Below are 13,259 nucleotides of genomic sequence, written 5' to 3'. Positions count from 1 at the left end.
TAGATTAAGGAAGAAAACGATTAATTTGTTAATTGTTTCAGGTCGTCCTCTAATTCTTTAAGGCTGTTTTCACGTTCTATTTGGCGTTGCTTAGTTTGGTATTTTTCATACTCTTGAGCAGATTTCTCTATAGCCATTTGGTGTGAAATCTTACCAGCGTGTTGTAAGAGCTCTCTGCCATTGAGTTGCAGGATAATATCCAAGCGGGCTATCCAGTCTTTCATATACATAGGCGTTTGCTGTTGTGCCATAGTTTCGGCGAAAGCTAAATATTGTTCTACAAGCAAGCCCAAAAGCTTTATTTCCTCTTCATTGAGGTAGTTCTTAGCAATGCTTACTTCACTTTTTTTAATAGTGGCAGTAGCTGTTTTGTCGTAGGATTGCATTCCCAGAAGGGGCAAAGAGGCATTGGCACGATTATAGACTATCTCGGCTGCTGTTTGCTGGCTAACCGCCCATAGGAGTTTGTTTTGCACTACTTTAAAGAACTTTATGGTTTGCTCATCTTGAGGGTTGTAGTCTATACTAGTTTTGTATATATCTTTAATCTTCTGGTAGAAGAACCGTTCAGAGATTCGTATTTCGCGGAGGCGTTCTTGGAGCTGGTCGAAGTAGTTCATCGCAGTACCTTGCTTAAAACGCTCGTCATTTAACACAAAGCCTTTGATTAAATACTCTTTGAGTTGCTGAGTTGCCCAAATACGAAATTGCGTTCCTTGTTGTGATTTTACTCGATAACCTACTGAGATGATCACATCGAGATTGTAATATTTTACCCAATATTCTTTCCCATCAGTAGCAGTTGTCCGGAAATTCCGGATAACTGAATTTTCATCTAATTCTCCTTCTTTAAAGATGTTGGAAATATGTTCGCTTATAGTTCGCTTATCTTTACTAAAAAGAACAGACATTTCGGCTTGTGAAAGCCATATTGTTTCATCTTGGAAGCGTACATCTATCTTAACATCTCCTTCTTGATTTTGGTATATGAGAAACTGTGAGTCCATAGGGTTTATTTGTTTGTCAATCATTTTACCCCTCGATAGTAGCCTCTTCGAGCTCGCCGTTGAGGTTCCCGTATACGGCAATGGCGTGCCCCCAGAACATATCGTCGTCATCAAAATAGATACAGAAACGTTCCTCCTCAAAAAGAATGATACTTGTGATACTCATACGCTGAGCAAAACGCTCGGGAGTAATCTCAGGGGCAGTAGCATCTGCTTCTTTTTGCCATTTGTTAGCTAAGGGAGTAAGCTTTTCAGAGGCAAAGGTTTTGAGGGTTGCTACCCATCTGTCGAATTTGCCCTTAGTAGCATTTTTGAAAGATTTTAAGATATCTTGTAGCTCACTTAGTTCGGTAGTTTCTACGGTGAACTGCACTTCTTCATCGGTGTAGAGGATTTCACCCTCAAACCAATCGTATTCTCGGTTGAGTTCTAAACTAAAGTCTTCATCTTCATAAGTAACTACGGTGTTGTATTCCTCAATAATAGGGTCGAAACGAGGTTCGGTTACATTCTCTTCCAAGACTGCTACCAACATAAAGCAGCGTTGCTCAGGGTGTGAGAATTCAGGTTTCTTAGGGCGTACTTTGATGCGGAAAGCTTCTAACGGAGCGAAATAATACTGCCAATTACTTTCATCAGTTACTAACCATTCCAAACGGATATTCTCTTCGCAAAGTTCACCTGTTTCTACGTCAATATATGCCAAAGGGTTGTTAGAAGGAACCCAAGCTCCATTATAATAAGTTGCTCCATTGGTAGGACTTTCAATGAGCACGATAAGTTCCTTTTCTTCGGGAAGGAACTCATCAGAGAATTTCTGTACAGTTTGTGGGCTCATAAAGATACTTAGTTAAGAGACAAGAAAGTTATGTTATATTTACAAACCAATCAAGGGGTGAATTAATAATTTACTGATTATAAACCTCTCCCCCCTACCCCCTCCAAAGGGGGAGATGTGACGGAAAAACAATTATGAAGTTGCAAATTAGAGGAAATCATTTTTTTACCTTTTATTATTTTAGTAAGTGTATTTGATTATTGATTTGACAATGCAAAGATATAACATTCTTTTCAGAAAAGCAAAAAACAAATAACCGACTGCTTTATTTACAAGAGTCGGTTATTTACATTTAATTTTTAATTACAATGAAACAAAAAAAACTTTCTTTTAGTCTGCTAAAATCACTACTTTGTTTTGGTTGCACTCCAAGGTACCTCCTGTAATAGTGAAATGTTGCAGTTCTTTTTTGCCCTCAAAGAGCTTTACCTCGCCTTCCGTAAGCAATGAGATGATAGGGGCGTGGTGATTTAATATTACAAATGGTCCTTTAGCCCCAGGCACCTTCACCGAGGTTACTTCACCTTTAAACAAAAGGGCTTCAGGAGTAAAGATTTCTACTAACATAAGTGCGAGCCATACGGGCTTTTTTATTAATTTTTCAACTTTGCCAAAGATAGTAGCACGATAAGCATTAAAACTTTAGCAAAGTGTTGTGATGTTATAATTAACATCCCCCCTATCACATACTCCGCTCTCGCGAACTTCCTTCAAAGGGGGAATGTAGCAACGTAAAATTGACGTACTTGAGGTCTGTGATAATTAATTATTAAGAGGCTTGTGCTTCGGCAAGCATTTTTTCACCTGCTTCGATTACTTCTTCGATGGTGCCTTTAAGGTTGAAGGCAGCTTCTGGAAGGTGGTCGAGTTCGCCGTCGAGAATCATATTAAAGCCTTTGATAGTATCTTTGATATCTACATAAGCTCCTGGTAATCCGGTAAACTGCTCGGCTACGTGGAAAGGTTGTGACAAGAAACGCTGTACGCGACGTGCACGAGCAACGGCTACTTTATCGTCTTCTGAAAGCTCTTCCATACCGAGGATAGCGATAATGTCTTGCAATTGTTTGTAACGTTGTAAGAGCTCTTTCACGCGTTGTGCACACTCGTAGTGCTCTTTACCCAAAATTTCGGGGGTAAGGATACGCGAAGTAGAATCGAGAGGGTCTACCGCAGGGTAGATACCGAGCTCGGCGATTTTACGCGATAATACGGTGGTCGCATCGAGGTGGGCAAAGGTAGTTGCCGGAGCAGGGTCAGTAAGGTCGTCGGCAGGTACATATACCGCTTGTACTGAGGTGATAGAACCGTGCTTGGTAGAGGTGATGCGCTCTTGCATCGCACCCATTTCGGTAGCCAACGTAGGTTGGTAACCCACCGCTGATGGCATACGACCTAAAAGGGCGGATACCTCAGAACCTGCTTGGGTGAAACGGAAGATATTATCGACGAAGAAAAGCACATCTTTACCGTGACCTTCGCCAGCACCATCGCGGAAGTACTCGGCAATGGTGAGCCCTGAGAGGGCTACACGAGCACGTGCTCCAGGAGGTTCGTTCATTTGCCCAAATACGAAGGTAGCTTTTGATTCTTTAAGTGCCTTGCGGTCTACTTTACTCAAGTCCCAACCGCCTTTTTCCATTGATTCCATAAAGCCTTCGCCATATTTGATAATGCCCGATTCGAGCATCTCGCGTAGCAGGTCGTTTCCTTCACGGGTACGTTCGCCTACCCCAGCGAATACTGATAGACCGCCGTGTCCTTTGGCGATGTTATTAATCAATTCTTGAATGAGCACCGTTTTACCTACACCCGCACCGCCAAACAGACCGATTTTACCTCCTTTGGCATAAGGTTCGATAAGGTCGATGACTTTGATACCGGTGAAGAGTACTTCGGTAGTGGTGGAGAGTTCTTCGAACTTGGGAGCTTCGCGGTGGATAGGCAAGCCGTTGTCGCCGTCTTTGGGCAGGTTGCCAAGTCCGTCGACCCCGTCGCCAATTACGTTGAAGAGGCGACCGTAGATATCGTGCCCTACGGGCATTTTGATAGGACTGCCTGTGGCAATCACTTCGGTGTCGCGGCTAAGTCCTTCGGTGGAGTCCATAGAAATGGCGCGCACCACGTCTTCGCCTATATGCGATTGTACTTCTAATATGAGTTTGGTACCGTCGGGTCTTGTGATTTCTAAGGAATCATAAATGCGTGGGAGTTCATTATCAGAAGCGAACTCTACATCGACCACAGGTCCAATTACTTGTGCTACTTTTCCTTTTTGTAACATTCTTTTTTATTTTTAGTTGTTTAGACCACAGGCATTAAGCCATAGGCTGTAGGTGTTATGGTTTTAGAAGCTGAGGTCTGAAATATGAGACCTATGAGCAGAAACCTAAATATTGTGCAAATGTAGGGACTTTTTTAAAAAAGGCAAATAAAAGTGAAGATTTTTTTTGTTTCTTATTTTAAAATTTGCTGATTGTCAATTATTAACTAACAAATAATATTTTTATTAGAGTGTTTGCAAACACTCTAATAAAAAATTAATCATATATTTTTAGGCTTATCTAAAAAATATTTTTACCTTTGCGCTTTCAATGGTTATATCTTTTAAAATTAAAATATTATGAGTGATTACTGTATGTGTCATATCGAGAGTTACTGGCAGGAGCTTATGGATCTTTCAACAGAAGAATTTATGCAAGAGGCGTATATGGAAGCGCTTTCGCATAGTCGAGAGGCTTTTTATAGGGCAGAAGTATTAGCAACTCACGCTGATAGATGTGAAAAGCTAAAGATTCCGTTTGTAGAAATATACACTTTTTCGTGTGAGAATTTGGCTTGTATGTATCAGCATATGGGAGAGTCTTTACAGGCGGTAAAGATTTTGAACCAAGGAATTAGTTTTTTAGGATATTTGTACAAACAAAAATTACTGAGCAAAGAGGTTTTTGAAGAGCAGATAGAAGCTTTAAATTGTTTATTTCGTTAAGTGCGACAAGCTACATCTTTTATTCTTTTCAATTATTCTTTAATATTTTTAGATTTTTTTTCAAATCATTACATAGTCTTCAAAATTGGTAAATTGATAAGTTATCTTTATATTTTTCTGTAAAAAAATATTCGCAATTCTTTTTAGAAAAATATTTAATTGTGCTTATTTATAATATTGATTATCAATATATATAGGTTTTATACTTTCTTCTTTTTAGTGAATTTCACGAGTTCTTTTGCTGAAAGAAGGCAAAATATCGTACATTTGCCACGTAAAACCTAAAAGTTTAATGAAACACATCTTTACAACAGAACAGCAAGCGTTGGCAGCTCGTATTTTGGAGCATAACCATTTTTCACCCCTAAGTGACTTATATTCTTCGGAAATACAAGACTTGGCGGTGATATGGTCGTTTTACTCTGGGAAGATAGAAGGCAATACTTATACTTTTGTGGAGACGGAAACGCTCTTAAAAGATGGTATTACTTCACCCAGGCGCTATGAAGAGGCTAAAATGCTCAAAAATCTTTACAACACTTTTATTTCGGAAGTAGAGTATATCAAAAAAGGGAATACTGAGGTGATTAACAAACGATTGCTTTTTGAGCTACACTCTCGCTTGATTGCTGATTTGATAGATAACCGCGAGAGGGGTATTATCCGCAAACGCGCTGTGCGAATTACTGGAACGGATTACACACCTCCTGCTGGGGAGCACCTTATTGAAAAAGCCTTAGACCAGATAATGGAGGAACAGGCTGAAATAGAAAATCCTTTAGAGAAAGCGGTGTTTTTGCATTGCAATATTGCGCGCTTGCAACCTTTTATTGACGGCAATAAGCGCACTTCGCGCTTGGTTGAGAGTATTGTGCTAATGAATAATGATATCGTACCGATTCACACGACTCGCTTAGAGGATATCAATACGTACCGTAAGGCTTTGCTTTCTTTTTATGAAACGAGTGATTACAGTGAATATGCCGATTATTTTCTACAAAAGAAATGGGAGTATCTGCAGAAGTCGTAGCACGACAAGCAGAGTGAGCCACACTGGCAGGTAGTTGTAGTAGATTTATTTTAAGCATAATTTCAATATCTAGAAAATGAAAAATATTTTTAATAATCTTTTGTTTAAGGTGGTTTGTGGTATCCTGTTTGGGATAGCGTTGGGCTATTATGCACCTGAATGGTTGTACCGCATTCTTATTACTTTTCAGGTGTTGTTTAGCAACTTTTTAAAGTTTGCAATACCGCTGATTTTGATAGGGCTCATTATGCCTTCGATTAGTGATTTGGGTAAAAATGCAGGTAGATTACTGCTTATTACCATAGGAATTGCGTATGCTTTTACGCTTTTCTCGGGTTTTTCTACTTACTTGGTGGGCGAATCTCTTTTTCCTTCGCTATTGCAGGGAGAACAATTGGGTGCCATTGTAGATAAAGGAAAGAGTTTACCTCCTTATTTTACCATTGAGATGCCTCCTTTGGCTGATGTGATGAGTGCTTTGCTGTTTTCTTTTATCATCGGGATTGGGTTGTCGTTTAGAGAAGAATCGAAACTTACAGAGGTGATTAAAGAGTTTGGCGATATTGTGAAATGGCTTATCGTTAGGGCTATTATACCGATATTGCCTATTTATATTATGTGTATTTTTGCTGAAATTACCTTTAACGGACAGGTAATGGCAATAATGAAGGTATTCTTTAAACTGATTTTGGTTCTTTTTTTGATGCACATTGCTTTGCTCATTATCCAATACCTGATTGCGGGAAGTATTGCAGGGAAGAATCCTTTTAAGGCACTGGCTACGATGCTACCGGCTTATGCGACGGCTTTGGGTACACAATCGTCGGCTGCTACCATTCCTGTAACGTTGAGGCAGGCACTGAAATTAGGCATTTCGCAACGGATAGCGGGATTTGTGATTCCGCTTTGTGCTACGATTCACCTTTCGGGCAGTACGATGAAGATTACCGCTTGTGCGCTTGCCCTGATGATGCTTCAAGGAATGCCTTATGACTTTTCGCTGTTTGCTGGTTTTATAATGATGCTGGGGGTGGTGATGATTGCTGCTCCTGGGGTACCGGGAGGGGCTATTATGGCTGCTTTGGGGGTGCTGAACAGTATTCTTGGTTTTAATGAGGCGCAACAGGGACTAATGATTGCACTTTATATAGCGATGGATAGTTTTGGCACGGCTTGTAATGTAACGGGTGACGGTGCTGTAGCTTTGATAGTTGATAAATGCGGGAAAAATTAACAAATGAGAAAATTAGAAAATGAGAGAATGAGAAAACTAGGAAATTAGCAAATGAGAAAATTAGAGAATTAGGAAATTAACAGATTGGTAGATTGAGACGAAAAGAAACGAAAAGGTTCAGAACACTTAGAAGGGTACAGGAAGAGTGGTCTTAGCTTATAGAAAGCTTATAGGAAGCTTATACGAATCTTGGAAAATGGGTATAGAAAGGGTGTATAAATATTTAAATATCAGTTTTTTACGGGAACTAAAACAATAGTTAAAACGAAAGCAAATGACAAACTTACATAAATTTTTTGTTAAAAACGCGTTTTTGTGGCTCTTGGTACTAATGGTACTTATGGGCTACCTTATTCCTTATCGTGAAAGCTATAACGCTTACTTTAATTTAGGAACCTTTATCGATTGGGGGATTGTGATTATCTTCCTGCTCTACGGACTCAAACTGAACTTGCGAGAAGTGCTGAACGACGTTAAGAACTGGAAGCTACACTTGCTGGTACAAATGGCTACCTTTGTGCTATTTCCGCTCTTGGTAATGCCTTTTTACAAGATAGCACAGGGCACAGAATTCTACGTGTTGTGGCTTTCGATATACTTTTTGGCTTGCTTGCCGTCTACCGTATCGTCATCGGTAGTGATGGTGTCTATCGCAAAAGGGAACGTGCCCTCAGCGATTTTTAACGCTTCTATCTCGGGGCTCATAGGAATCTTTGCTACCCCTATGCTAATGCACCCTTTTATGGAAAGCAATAGTGGTGGGGCAGTAGACCAAGTAGCAATTATACAGCAATTATTATTAAAAGTACTGTTGCCGATAGTATTAGGGCTCTTGCTTAATCGGCTGTGCAAGAAATTTATAGAGCGTTACGGCAAACTGATAGGCAAGTTTGATAGGCTTATTATCCTGCTGATTGTCTACGAGAGCTTTTCGACCGCTTTTGTAAACCGTATATTTGGCAGTGTCCCACCGATTACTTTTGCGATTATCGCAGTAGCAGTGGTGGGTATGTTTTTCATTGTATACTATCTCTTGCAATGGGCGTCGCACCGTTTGCACTTTAACCGCGAAGATACAATTACTACTACTTTTTGTGGCTCGAAGAAATCGTTAGTACACGGGAGTTTATTTATGATGGTATTGGGTATTCCCGACGATAACAAAGTGATGTTCCTCTTGCCGATAATGCTTTATCACAGCTTTCAGCTGTTTTATGTGAGCTGGCTGGCGAATAAGTTATCAGGTAATAGGTAACAAGTAACAGGTTTCAGGTCTCAGGTAAAGCGAGGGAGTTGGTGCAGCTGGGTATGTGAGTAACAACAAGAAATATCAAGAAATGAACAATATACCCGAAGTTTATCCAATACTCTCTAATAACTAAAAACTAACCCTTATGAGAAGAACAGTAATTATCTCAATGATTTTAATAGCCTTTGTAGGCTGTAAAACACACATTAAACCTTCTACAGATTTAGAAGAAAACCAATTGCACGGCAAAGTAAAACAAATGCTCGAACTAACCTATTACTACGGCAATGTTGATAGAGTTTATTTTGAAGAGAAAACCAAAGCCTCTGATTCAGTATTGTATACTTTTGATGAAAAAGGCTATTATACTGAAGCGGTTCACTTAACCCCTCCTGATGATAACGAGGCTGAACAGACGCCCAGAAATATATATGTTACTCGCTCTGCTGACGAAGTGAAAACAACCGCTTACAACAGCGATGGAGATATCCTATACCAAAGCATAAGTAAGCTAAACCCAGAAGGCTTAGAGCTTACCCGAACAGATGTTTTTAAAAAAGATGACGAAAAGATTGTAATGAACTACACTTATGACCATACCAATCTAAAGACTGAAATAAATATTGAACACAAGGACGGAAATAAACAGAAAAATGTACTAACCTATAACAAAAAAGGACAAGTCATTAAAGGAGCCTTTTACTCAGGTAGTAAAGATGAGCTTTTTTTAACTTCTACATATACTTACAACAGCAAGGGCTATTTAGAAAAGCGTGAGCAGAAATATTTTACTGGTCTTATTGTTACTACCACTTACCAGTATGAATACGATACCCAAGGCAGTGCTATTGTAGTCAAAGAATACGAAGATGGCAAACTCACAACTACAAAAAAGAGAATCATAGAGTATTATTAAAACAACCTTAACCCCCTAACTAAATTATGACTATCAAAAACTGGGAAGATACCGATAAGCCTCGTGAGAAGATGATGGCTCAAGGGAAAACAGCCCTTAGTAATGCCGAGCTTTTGGCGATACTATTAGGCTCGGGGTCGGCGGATGAGAGTGCTGTGGAGCTGAGTAGGCGCATTTTGGCTTCGGTGAATAATAGCTTGACGGCTTTGGGCAAACAGAGTTTGCAACAACTACAAGCCTTCAAAGGTATTGGGCAGGCAAAAGCGATTACCATTCTCGCTGCTACCGAAATGGGCAGACGACGCGCTGCTGAAACCCCCGAACCACAGCCCAAAATAGAGGTAGCTCATAACGTTTTTACCCTAATGCAACCTCTCATAGGCGAGTTGTCCCACGAGGAATTTTGGGTACTCTACCTCAATAGCACCAATCGTATGATACACAAAGCACGACTTTTTTCAGGAGGGATTACCCAGACTACCGTAGACGTGCGACTGCTCTTCAAAACAGCGTTGGAGCAAGGAGCTATTGCGTTGATATTAGTGCACAACCACCCTTCGGGTAACACCACCCCCAGCAAGGAAGATATCGAACTCACCCAGAGAGTAAAAACAGCAGGTGATATGTTAGACATCAAACTCTTAGACCACGTAATCGTTACCGAGAAAGAGTATTTGAGTCTTTTGGACGAAAGGCTTTTCTAATGGTGAATGATAAATTTGCTGATTTGGTAATTATGTAGTATTTTTGTCGCCATAAGAGTTAAACACTTCAATATAATGGAAAATATAGCTTCTCAAATAATTAATTGGATGAAGACCTACGCCGAGAATGCTCGTGTAAAAGGGTTAGTGATAGGCGTATCGGGCGGAGTAGACTCGGCAGTCGTCTCTACCCTTTGTGCGCGTACAGGCTTACCTACTCTCTGCCTCGAAATGCCTATTCATCAAGCTGAAAGCCACGTGAGCCGCGCTGAGGAGCATATAGAGTTTCTCAAAGCACATTATCCTAATGTGAACAATCTGAAGGTAGACCTCACTCCTGTATTCGACCAATTTGTGACACAAATACCCCCTACTGATAAATCTACTTACGAAATGGCACTTGCCAACACTCGTGCACGCCTAAGAATGACGGCGCTTTACTATTTTGCAGGACTCGAAAGCTATATAGTAGTAGGCACGGGCAATAAGATTGAAGATTTCGGGGTAGGGTTCTTTACCAAATACGGCGACGGTGGGGTAGATATAAGCCCCATAGCCGACCTGATGAAGAGTGAAGTGTACAAACTTGGTGAGTATCTGCATATCCCAAAAAGCATTCTCAAAGCAAAACCTTCCGACGGGCTTTTTGGCGACGACCGTAGCGATGAAGACCAACTGAAAGCTACTTACGATGAGCTTGAATGGGCAATGCTACAAACCGAGCAAGGCAAAAAAGCTGAGGAATTTAGGGGAAGAGAGCGTGAAGTATTCGAGATATATACCCGCCTCAACCGTGCTAACCAACACAAAATCCAACCGATACCGTATTGTAAGATTAGCAAATGAGAAAATTAGCAAATTGATAGATTATATGCCTATGTGGCTCGCACCAAATTAAAAAATGAATATACTTATCTTAGGCTCTGGCGGTCGCGAACACGCCTTTGCCGTAAAACTATACCAAAGTCCGCTATGCGACGCCTTGTATATTGCCCCTGGTAATGGGGGTACCCACACCGTAGCTACCAATGTGGCTATCAGCCCCACCGACTTCCCAGCGCTGAAAGCCTTTGTACTCGAAAAACAGATTGCAATGGTAGTGGTAGGTCCCGAAGACCCCTTAGTGCAAGGAGTGTACGATTTCTTTACTGCCGACCCTGCCCTTGCCCACGTGCAAGTGATAGGTCCCTCACAGCAAGGCGCTACTCTTGAAGGTAGTAAGGAGTTTGCCAAAGAGTTTATGGTACGTCACCATATTCCCACAGCTAAATATGCGAGCTTTACTAAGGATACAGTGGAAGAAGGTTGTGCTTTCCTCAGCACGATGAAAGCCCCTTATGTACTGAAAGCCGATGGTTTGGCTGCCGGTAAAGGAGTTGTTATCTTAGATAACTTAACAGAAGCCCAAGCCGAATTGCGCCGTATGCTCATCAACGAAAAATTTGGGAAAGCAAGTACTAAGGTGGTGATTGAAGAATTCCTAAAAGGCATTGAGCTCAGTTGCTTTGTCCTCACCGATGGGGTAGACTATAAGATATTGCCTACCGCCAAAGACTATAAGCGTATAGGCGAAGGTGATACAGGGCTCAACACTGGCGGTATGGGGGCTGTTTCGCCCGTGCCTTTCGCCGATGTAGCCTTTATGCAGAAGATTGAAGAGCGCATCGTAAAGCCTACTATTGCAGGATTGCACAAGGAAGGTATCGTATATAAAGGTTTTGTGTTTATCGGACTCATAAAAGTAGACGGCGAGCCTTACGTGATAGAATACAATGTGCGTATGGGAGACCCCGAAACCGAAGCTGTATTGCCACGTATAGAAAGCGACCTCATTCCGCTTTTCCAATCACTTTACAACGGCACTTTGGCTTCACAAGAACTGAAAGTAACCCCACAAAGCGCTACTACGGTGGTAATGGTATCGGGTGGATATCCTGAGGATTATGAGAAAGGAAAAGAGATTACAGGCACTGAAAAAGCTGTTGGTAGCACTGTATATCACGCAGGCACTGCTTTGAAGGACGGCAAACTCCTCACCGCTGGTGGTCGCGTACTCGCCATTACTTCGCTTGGCGATGATTTTAAAGAAGCCCTACAACGCTCCTACAACAATATCAGTAAGATACATTTTGAAGGTGCTTACTGGCGAAAAGACATTGGGAAAGATCTTTAAATGAGTTAAGTATTAAGAAAAAATAGAGAAGAGTTGTGTTCTGCAACTCTTCCCTATTTTTTATCTTCTAAGTCGTTTAGCGAAACGCGCTATGTTCATCTCTTTAGGAATCTCTTTCTCTTCGTATACCGCTTCATAAAGTATCTTAGCACAGAAGGGTGCATTGAGCACTCCCCTTGTCCCTAAGCCGTTCAGCACCCAAAGATGAGGATACAACGGGTGGCTTCCTATTAAGGGTCTTCTATCAGCTACCGTGGGGCGTAAAGCCGCTTGGTGTGAGATAATTTCAAAAGAACAACGCACCATCTTGCGCAGTTTCTCTAATAGTTCTTTGCGAGCCCCTTCTGTAATGGTATCTGTAAGGTCTTCGGGATCATAAGTTGCTCCCATAATGTAAGTATTTCCGCCTAACGGAATGATACTACCATCACTTTTTAGGATAGTGTGCAACTGTAAATCGGGAGCGTAAAAGGTAAGAGTCTCACCTTTACAAGGGCGCATTGGCAAAGAACTGAAATAAGGATTTTTACTAATACCACAGCCCTCACAAAACACGATGTTGCGAGCTTCCACTCCCCGATATACCACGTGTGTATCGCAAATCTCAAGTGCTTCATAATCGAAAGTCTTAGCGTGATAAACTCCTTCTTCCTGCCAATGCCTAAGGCATTCCGATAAGTACTTCTTCACTTCCACTCTACCTGTACGCATTACTTCTCCAAAAAGAAAAGGAGCTGGTACTGCGGGATTGGTTTCGGGCACTAATGCAGTGCTGAGGTAACCCGAAAGCAAAGGTTGGTCAGCAGCAGTGAACCAGTTGTTTTGTTCTTCTACCGAAGCAAACTTTCGGAGCACAGGCATTGATATATGAAAAGAAACACCCGTTTTAGCCTCTATTTCGGTATAAAACCGCTCAATCATACTCATTACTTCTTCGGCTCGCCATATGGGAGTAAATCGCTTTAAAACTACCGGATTATACACTCCTCCCGCAATCAAACTAGCTACTTGCGAGCGGTCGGCTATCAAACAAAAGCTCTTGCCGTGTTTTTCCAAAAAGTTAGCAAAAGTAACACCTGCTAAGCCTCCGCCTATAATAATAAAATCGTACATACCGAT

The 13,259-nt window shown here is 41.2% G+C and carries 13 protein-coding genes; 8 read left to right on the top strand and 5 right to left on the bottom strand.

What is annotated here, in order from left to right; translation table 11 throughout:
* Window positions 1-20 precede the first annotated feature (20 nt).
* The 4 genes from C3V44_RS08120 to atpD form a co-directional block, all read right to left on the bottom strand.
* Window positions 21-1,031, bottom strand: a complete 1,011-nt coding sequence (locus tag C3V44_RS08120) for a virulence RhuM family protein (protein WP_106096127.1) — start codon at window positions 1,029-1,031, stop codon at window positions 21-23.
* Between the two features lies 1 nt (window position 1,032).
* Window positions 1,033-1,845, bottom strand: a complete 813-nt coding sequence (locus C3V44_RS08115) for a DUF2262 domain-containing protein (RefSeq protein WP_106096126.1) — start codon at window positions 1,843-1,845, stop codon at window positions 1,033-1,035.
* Window positions 1,846-2,175: 330 nt separating this feature from the next.
* Window positions 2,176-2,412: an ATP synthase F1 subunit epsilon gene (gene atpC / locus C3V44_RS08110; protein ID WP_002675806.1), complete on the bottom strand. Its 237-nt coding sequence runs from the start codon at window positions 2,410-2,412 to the stop codon at window positions 2,176-2,178.
* Window positions 2,413-2,614: 202 nt separating this feature from the next.
* Window positions 2,615-4,129: a F0F1 ATP synthase subunit beta gene (atpD, locus tag C3V44_RS08105; protein WP_002674457.1), complete on the bottom strand. Its 1,515-nt coding sequence runs from the start codon at window positions 4,127-4,129 to the stop codon at window positions 2,615-2,617.
* 339 nt (window positions 4,130-4,468) lie between these two features.
* Here atpD and C3V44_RS08100 point away from each other — a divergent pair, with 339 nt between their 5' ends.
* The 8 genes from C3V44_RS08100 to purD all read left to right on the top strand — a co-directional run bounded on the left by C3V44_RS08100 (window position 4,469) and on the right by purD (window position 12,140).
* Entirely contained in the window at window positions 4,469-4,834 is a 366-nt protein-coding gene (locus C3V44_RS08100; protein WP_016478335.1) for a hypothetical protein, read from the top strand.
* A gap of 292 nt (window positions 4,835-5,126) precedes the next feature.
* Window positions 5,127-5,864: a Fic family protein gene (locus C3V44_RS08095; protein WP_002674461.1), complete on the top strand. Its 738-nt coding sequence runs from the start codon at window positions 5,127-5,129 to the stop codon at window positions 5,862-5,864.
* 76 nt (window positions 5,865-5,940) lie between these two features.
* Window positions 5,941-7,098 carry a dicarboxylate/amino acid:cation symporter gene (locus C3V44_RS08090; protein ID WP_106096125.1) on the top strand — a complete coding sequence of 386 codons (1,158 nt, stop codon included), beginning with the start codon at window positions 5,941-5,943 and terminating at the stop codon, window positions 7,096-7,098.
* Window positions 7,099-7,372: 274 nt separating this feature from the next.
* The gene (locus C3V44_RS08085; protein ID WP_106096124.1) at window positions 7,373-8,353 is read left to right on the top strand and encodes a bile acid:sodium symporter family protein; all 981 of its coding nucleotides are present in this window, start codon (window positions 7,373-7,375) and stop codon (window positions 8,351-8,353) included.
* 139 nt (window positions 8,354-8,492) lie between these two features.
* On the top strand, window positions 8,493-9,263 hold the full coding sequence (locus C3V44_RS08080) for a hypothetical protein (protein ID WP_016478340.1): 771 nt from the start codon (window positions 8,493-8,495) through the stop codon (window positions 9,261-9,263).
* 26 nt (window positions 9,264-9,289) lie between these two features.
* The gene (radC, locus tag C3V44_RS08075) at window positions 9,290-9,967 is read left to right on the top strand and encodes a DNA repair protein RadC (protein ID WP_106096123.1); all 678 of its coding nucleotides are present in this window, start codon (window positions 9,290-9,292) and stop codon (window positions 9,965-9,967) included.
* 75 nt (window positions 9,968-10,042) lie between these two features.
* Entirely contained in the window at window positions 10,043-10,813 is a 771-nt protein-coding gene (gene nadE, locus C3V44_RS08070) for an NAD(+) synthase (protein ID WP_009411436.1), read from the top strand.
* Window positions 10,814-10,868: 55 nt separating this feature from the next.
* The gene (purD, locus tag C3V44_RS08065; protein WP_009411435.1) at window positions 10,869-12,140 is read left to right on the top strand and encodes a phosphoribosylamine--glycine ligase; all 1,272 of its coding nucleotides are present in this window, start codon (window positions 10,869-10,871) and stop codon (window positions 12,138-12,140) included.
* A 60-nt stretch (window positions 12,141-12,200) separates the two neighbouring features.
* Here the strand turns inward: purD and C3V44_RS08060 are convergent, their stop codons facing one another.
* Window positions 12,201-13,253, bottom strand: coding sequence for an FAD-binding oxidoreductase (locus C3V44_RS08060; protein WP_106096122.1), 1,053 nt, complete (start codon window positions 13,251-13,253; stop codon window positions 12,201-12,203).
* Between the last annotated feature and the right edge of the window lie 6 nt (window positions 13,254-13,259).

The organism is Capnocytophaga sp. oral taxon 864 (assembly GCF_002998835.1).
Taxonomy (GTDB): Bacteria; Bacteroidota; Bacteroidia; order Flavobacteriales; family Flavobacteriaceae; genus Capnocytophaga; species Capnocytophaga ochracea.
This window is presented reverse-complemented; position numbering and strand designations above follow the sequence as displayed.

Bases quoted from the DNA above. Each gene is read 5' to 3' on its own strand.
- C3V44_RS08100 (WP_016478335.1), top strand. From the start codon at position 4,469: ATGAGTGATTACTGTATGTGTCATATCGAGAGTTACTGGCAGGAGCTT.
- radC (WP_106096123.1), top strand. From the start codon at position 9,290: ATGACTATCAAAAACTGGGAAGATACCGATAAGCCTCGTGAGAAGATG.
- atpC (WP_002675806.1), bottom strand. From the start codon at position 2,412: ATGTTAGTAGAAATCTTTACTCCTGAAGCCCTTTTGTTTAAAGGTGAA.
- C3V44_RS08090 (WP_106096125.1), top strand. From the start codon at position 5,941: ATGAAAAATATTTTTAATAATCTTTTGTTTAAGGTGGTTTGTGGTATC.
- C3V44_RS08060 (WP_106096122.1), bottom strand. From the start codon at position 13,253: ATGTACGATTTTATTATTATAGGCGGAGGCTTAGCAGGTGTTACTTTT.
- C3V44_RS08115 (WP_106096126.1), bottom strand. From the start codon at position 1,845: ATGAGCCCACAAACTGTACAGAAATTCTCTGATGAGTTCCTTCCCGAA.
- C3V44_RS08120 (WP_106096127.1), bottom strand. From the start codon at position 1,031: ATGATTGACAAACAAATAAACCCTATGGACTCACAGTTTCTCATATAC.
- C3V44_RS08085 (WP_106096124.1), top strand. From the start codon at position 7,373: ATGACAAACTTACATAAATTTTTTGTTAAAAACGCGTTTTTGTGGCTC.
- purD (WP_009411435.1), top strand. From the start codon at position 10,869: ATGAATATACTTATCTTAGGCTCTGGCGGTCGCGAACACGCCTTTGCC.
- nadE (WP_009411436.1), top strand. From the start codon at position 10,043: ATGGAAAATATAGCTTCTCAAATAATTAATTGGATGAAGACCTACGCC.
- atpD (WP_002674457.1), bottom strand. From the start codon at position 4,129: ATGTTACAAAAAGGAAAAGTAGCACAAGTAATTGGACCTGTGGTCGAT.
- C3V44_RS08080 (WP_016478340.1), top strand. From the start codon at position 8,493: ATGAGAAGAACAGTAATTATCTCAATGATTTTAATAGCCTTTGTAGGC.
- C3V44_RS08095 (WP_002674461.1), top strand. From the start codon at position 5,127: ATGAAACACATCTTTACAACAGAACAGCAAGCGTTGGCAGCTCGTATT.